This window comes from Mangrovibacter plantisponsor, from assembly GCF_003182475.1.
GTDB classification, from domain to species: Bacteria; Pseudomonadota; Gammaproteobacteria; order Enterobacterales; family Enterobacteriaceae; genus Mangrovibacter; species Mangrovibacter plantisponsor.
In genome coordinates this window covers 1-5,105 of record NZ_QGTS01000031.1, presented here as the reverse complement: position 1 = coordinate 5,105, position 5,105 = coordinate 1, and the positions used below count along the sequence as shown (strand labels likewise).

At 55.8% G+C, this 5,105-nt stretch carries 7 protein-coding genes and 1 pseudogene; all 8 read left to right on the top strand.

All coding sequences use genetic code 11. From position 1 onward, the window contains the following. Positions 1-789: terminase TerL endonuclease subunit (locus DES37_RS25035; RefSeq protein WP_146211554.1), on the top strand; the 789-nt coding region annotated here is incomplete at its 5' end. A 12-nt stretch (positions 790-801) separates the two neighbouring features. After that, complete coding sequence (locus DES37_RS25030) at positions 802-984, top strand: hypothetical protein (RefSeq protein ID WP_110028250.1); 183 nt, start codon at positions 802-804, stop codon at positions 982-984. Beyond that, positions 984-2,210: a phage portal protein gene (locus tag DES37_RS25025; protein ID WP_110028249.1), complete on the top strand. Its 1,227-nt coding sequence runs from the start codon at positions 984-986 to the stop codon at positions 2,208-2,210. The genes DES37_RS25030 and DES37_RS25025 overlap by 1 nt, the downstream gene beginning before the upstream one ends. Next, positions 2,200-2,850, top strand: coding sequence for an HK97 family phage prohead protease (locus DES37_RS25020; RefSeq protein WP_146211553.1), 651 nt, complete (start codon positions 2,200-2,202; stop codon positions 2,848-2,850). Before DES37_RS25025 ends, DES37_RS25020 begins: the two co-directional genes overlap by 11 nt. A gap of 12 nt (positions 2,851-2,862) precedes the next feature. Continuing rightward, positions 2,863-4,071, top strand: coding sequence for a phage major capsid protein (locus tag DES37_RS25015; RefSeq protein WP_110028247.1), 1,209 nt, complete (start codon positions 2,863-2,865; stop codon positions 4,069-4,071). A gap of 42 nt (positions 4,072-4,113) precedes the next feature. Beyond that, complete coding sequence (locus tag DES37_RS25010) at positions 4,114-4,443, top strand: head-tail connector protein (RefSeq protein ID WP_110028246.1); 330 nt, start codon at positions 4,114-4,116, stop codon at positions 4,441-4,443. Beyond that, a complete protein-coding gene (locus DES37_RS25005; RefSeq protein WP_110028245.1) occupies positions 4,440-4,829 on the top strand; it encodes a phage head closure protein in 390 nt (129 codons plus the stop codon). The genes DES37_RS25010 and DES37_RS25005 overlap by 4 nt, the downstream gene beginning before the upstream one ends. Continuing rightward, positions 4,822-5,105, top strand: a pseudogene (locus DES37_RS25000) (hypothetical protein); the annotation flags it as partial. The gene DES37_RS25005 and the pseudogene DES37_RS25000, both read left to right, overlap by 8 nt.

Genomic DNA, 5,105 nt, shown 5'->3' with positions numbered 1-5,105 from the left:
AATGCCCGTCTGGCCGGTGTGTTTAAGACCAAACACCTGAATATCTGGGTGGCGGCCCGGGCGGCGTATTTCAACCAGGTGAGCTGGCAGCGTTGCGAGGATAAAAGCCTGACGCTGGAAAGCTTTGAAGGGCAACCCTGTATTCTGGGGTTCGACCTGGCGCGCAAGCTGGATATGAACAGCATGGCCAGGCTGTTCACCCGGGAGATTGACGGTAAAACCCATTATTACAGTGTGGCGCCACGGTTCTGGGTGCCGTATGACACGGTGTACAGCACTGAACGCAGTGAAGACCGGCGCACGGCTGAACGTTTCCAGAAATGGGTGGAGATGGGATTGCTGACGGTCACGGATGGGGCTGAGGTGGATTACCGCTATATCCTGGAAGAAGCCAAAGCCGCCAACAAACTCAATCCGGTTTCAGAGTCGCCCATTGACCCGTTCGGGGCAACCGGTCTGTCTCATGATCTGGCCGATGAAGACCTGTCGCCCATTACCATCATTCAGAACTACACCAATATGTCCGACCCGATGAAGGAGCTGGAGGCCGCCATTGAGTCCGGGCGTTTTCACCATGACGGCAACCCCATCATGTCCTGGTGTATCAGCAATGTGGTCGGCAAGTTTCTGCCAGGCAATGACGATGTGGTGAAACCCGTCAAAGAGCAGAATGAAAACAAGATTGACGGCGCCGTGGCAATGATCATGACCATCGGCCGGGCGATGTTGTACGAAAAAGAAGAAACCCTGTCTGACCGTATCGAGTCCTACGGCATCCGTTCACTTTAACCTGAGGCATCTATGATCCTGATGATACTCACGCCATTAATCGGCGTGCTGGGGGCCCTGTTGCTGTCATATGGCGCATGGCTGATTTATCCCCCGGCAGGCTTCATCACCGGTGGTCTGTTGTGCCTGCTCTGGTCCTGCCTGACAGCGCGCTTTTTATCCACCACCAGTACCGGCCCGGCGGGAGGTGAATAATGTTTTTCCCCGGCCTGTTCCGGAAAGGGGATGCCCCGGTGACCACGCCTGCCGCACTGGCCGAGGATGTGGGGTATTCCTGGGACACCTATACCGGGAAACGGGTAAGCAGCCAGAAAGCCATGCGGCTGACTGCCGTGTTTGGCTGTATCCGTGTCCTGTCCGAATCGATTGGTATGTTGCCGTGCAGCCTGTACCGCTCAGTGGGGAAGGGCAAAGAAAAGGCGACCAGTGAACGCCTGTATAAGCTGCTGTCACTGAAACCTAATGACTACATGACCCCCCAGGAGTTTTGGGAGCTGGTGGTGTTATGTCTGTGCCTGCGTGGCAATTTCTACGCCTACAAGGTGAAAGCCCTTGGCGAAGTGGTGGAACTGCTCCCCCTCGACCCGGGCGCTGTCACCCCCAAACTGAATAACCAGTGGCAGCCGGTTTACCGGGTGACCTTTCCCGATGGCTCCACGGATGTGCTGGGGCAGGAAGACATCTGGCATGTGCGGATCCTGACACTGGACGGGCTGGTGGGGCTTAACCCGATAGCCTATGCCCGCGAGGCCATTTCACTCGGCCTGGCGACCGAAGAGCATGGTGCCCGGTTATTTGGGAATGGTGCGGTGACGTCCGGCGTATTACGCACTGAGCAGCAACTGAGTGATATCGCGTATAACCGGCTTAAAGCGGATTTTGAAGCGAAGCACCAGGGGCTGGCCAATGCCCATAAGCCGATGATCCTCGAAATGGGGCTCGACTGGAAATCCATGGCGCTCAGTGCCGAGGACAGCCAGTTTCTGGAAACCCGTAAATTTCAGCTTGAAGAAATCTGCCGCCTGTTTCGTGTCCCCATGCATATGGTGCAGAACACGGACCGGGCGACATTCAACAACATAGAGGAACTGGGGATGGGCTTTATCAACTATTCCCTGGTGCCTTACCTCACCCGTATCGAGCAGCGCATCAATATTGGCCTGGTACGCGACAGCAAGCAGGGCACGTATTACGCCAAGTTTAATGTGGGCGCCCTGTTGCGGGGTGACATGAAATCGCGCTTTGAAGCCTATGCCACGGCGATTAACTGGGGCATGTACTCCCCGAATGACTGCCTTGAACTGGAGGATCGCAACCCGCGACCGGGTGGTGATGTGTACCTGACACCCATGAACATGACCACAAAACCCTCTGATGGCAGCAAGAAAAAACAGGAAGAAGGTGATCACCATGCTGACTAAACAACGCCTGGATGTGCCGCTGAAACTGAAATCTGTCAGCGATGCCGGGGAATTTGAAGGCTATGGTTCCGTTTTCGGGGTGAAAGACAGCTTCGATGACATTGTGGTACCCGGCGCATTCAGCAATTCGCTGACGGGCTGGAAAAGCAAAAACGCACTGCCCTCGATGCTGTGGCAGCACCAGATGTCCGAGCCGATTGGCATTTATACCGAGATGCGTGAGGACGATGTCGGGCTCTACGTCAAAGGACGGTTACTGATTGACGATGATCCCCTGGCGCGTCGGGCGCATGCACACATGAAGGCCGGTTCGTTAACCGGCCTTTCTATTGGTTATGTCCTGAAAGACTGGGAGTACGACCGGACCAAAGAAGCCTTTCTTCTCAAGGATATTGACCTGTGGGAAGTCAGTCCGGTGACTTTCCCGTCCAATGATGAAGCCCGGGTGAGTGGCGTAAAGAGCGCTTTTGCCCGTGGCGAACTGCCGGATCAGAAAACTGTCGAGCGGGTCCTGCGCGATGTTGGACTCTCCCGCACCCAGGCCAAAGCATTCATGGCCGGGGGCTATGGCGAACTGTCCCGGCGTGACGCCGGTGGCCTGGGCGCCGCACTGGATGCACTTAAAAACATCACCTTTTAATCAGGAGTGAATATGGCTGTTGAAATTAAAGACGTTGAGCAGGTCGCGCAGGAGCTGCAGGCGAAGTTCAATGACTTCCGCGAGAAAAACGACAAACGCCTTGAGGCGGTTGAGCAGGAAAAATCGGCGCTGGCCGGGCAGGTGGATACCCTGAACGGGAAACTGACAGAACTGGACTCCCTGAAATCTGCACTGGAAGACGAACTGAAACAACTGAAACGCCCTGGCGGTGCCACGCAGACCAAAGAGGCCGGTGAGCATAAAGCGGCCTTTATGGATTTTGTCCGCAAAGGCCGTGATGACGGGCTGCGCGACCTGGAGCGTAAAGCCCTGCAGGTGGGCAACGATGAAGACGGTGGTTACGCCGTACCGGAAGATCTGGACCGCAGTATTCTCACCCTGCTGAAAGATGAAGTGGTGATGCGCCAGGAAGCCACGACCATTACGGTCGGTGGGGCCAGTTACAAAAAGCTGGTTAACCTGGGCGGAACGGCTTCTGGTTGGGTAGGCGAAACGGATGCCCGTCCGGCAACGGATGCATCGAAACTGGGGCAGATTGAACCCTTTATGGGCGAAATCTACGGTAACCCTCAGGCCACCCAGACCATGCTGGATGATGCGTTCTTTAACGTGGAAGACTGGATCAACAGTGAGCTGGCGACCGAGTTTGCCGAGAAAGAAGAAATTGCCTTCACCAGTGGTGACGGGACCAAAAAGCCCAAAGGCTTTCTGGCTTATGCCTCTTCTCTGGATCCGGATAAAACCCGCGCCTTCGGTACCCTGCAACATATTCTGTCCGGGGCGGCTGCCGGGGTAACAGCAGATGCCATCGTGAAACTGATTTATACCCTGCGTAAGGTTCACCGCAACGGGGCTAAGTTCATGATGAACAACAACAGCCTGTTTGCCGTGCGCATCCTCAAAGACAGCGAAGGCAACTATCTGTGGCGCCCCGGTCTGGAGCTGAACCAGCCGTCCTCCCTGGCCGGTTACGCTGTTGCCGAGAATGAGCAGATGCCGGACATTGCGGCTGATGCCAAAGCGATTGCATTCGGGAACTTCAAACGCGGCTACACCATTGTTGACCGTATCGGGACACGTATTCTGCGCGACCCCTACACCAACAAACCTTTTGTCGGGTTCTACACCACCAAACGCACCGGCGGCATGCTGACGGATTCGCAGTCCATCAAACTGCTGCAGATTGGTGTTGCAGAGTAATTTTCATCAAACCGGGAGCGCAGGCTCCCGGCGGAGTGACCGATGAGCATTCTTTCTCTGCCTGTTATCAGGCAGCAACTCCGGCTGGAAGAAACCTATACCGATGAAGACGCGCTGCTGACACTGATAGGGGCCGCTGCTGAGGCCAGAACGGCGACATTTCTTAACCGCAATCTTTATGCAGCGGAAACGGATATCCCGGAAGGCGGAGACGAAACCGCGCTGGTGGTACCGGACGATCTGCGTCTCGCGATGCTGATGCTGGTCACCCATTTTTATGAACACCGCTCCACGGTTTCTGATTTTGAACAGAGTGAAACGCCCATGGCGTATCAGTGGATTGCCGGACCCTACAGGTTTATTCCGCAATGAAAAACCGCCAGTCACAAACCAGTATTGATTACCAGTTGCCTGAGCCTGGCGAACTTAACCGCCGGGTTCTGCTACGCCAGCGTACCGATATCCCGGCAGATGATTATGGCAACACGCCGGAATACCAGAACAGCCAGTATGCCTGGGCAAAAGTACGGCAGGTTAGTGCCACCGTGCTGCATGAATCCGCCCAGACTGACAGTGCCGTTACCCACTATTTCACCGTGCGCTACCGGGCCGGGCTGACCTCTGATTACGAGGTGGTTTACAGCGGGAGGGTGTACGCCATTCGTCGTTGCCGCGATTTAAATATGGCCCGGCGTTACCTGCTCCTGGAGTGTGAAGATCTGGGCGCAGAAACGCCGGGAGACACTATGTATGGCTAAACCGGTGTTCCATGTCGATTTTCAGCAACCGAAAGAACTGGTGTTCAACCGGGCAAGGTTGCGCCGGGCATTTATCCGTATTGGTCAGGTCCACATGCGTGATGCCCGGCGGCTGGTCATGAAGCGGGCTGTTTCAACTCCCGGGCAAAACCCCGGGTATCAGACCGGGCGGCTGGCCCGCTCCATTGGCTATTACGTGCCACGGGCATCAAAGCGCCGTGCCGGGCTGATGGTCCGGATCGCGCCGAACCAGAAGAAAGGGGAAGGGAACCGGCT

Coding starts and splice junctions, on each gene's coding strand:
- DES37_RS25025 (WP_110028249.1), top strand. CDS start 984: ATGTTTTTCCCCGGCCTGTTCCGGAAAGGGGATGCCCCGGTGACCACG.
- DES37_RS25005 (WP_110028245.1), top strand. CDS start 4,440: ATGAAAAACCGCCAGTCACAAACCAGTATTGATTACCAGTTGCCTGAG.
- DES37_RS25020 (WP_146211553.1), top strand. CDS start 2,200: ATGCTGACTAAACAACGCCTGGATGTGCCGCTGAAACTGAAATCTGTC.
- DES37_RS25030 (WP_110028250.1), top strand. CDS start 802: ATGATCCTGATGATACTCACGCCATTAATCGGCGTGCTGGGGGCCCTG.
- DES37_RS25010 (WP_110028246.1), top strand. CDS start 4,114: ATGAGCATTCTTTCTCTGCCTGTTATCAGGCAGCAACTCCGGCTGGAA.
- DES37_RS25015 (WP_110028247.1), top strand. CDS start 2,863: ATGGCTGTTGAAATTAAAGACGTTGAGCAGGTCGCGCAGGAGCTGCAG.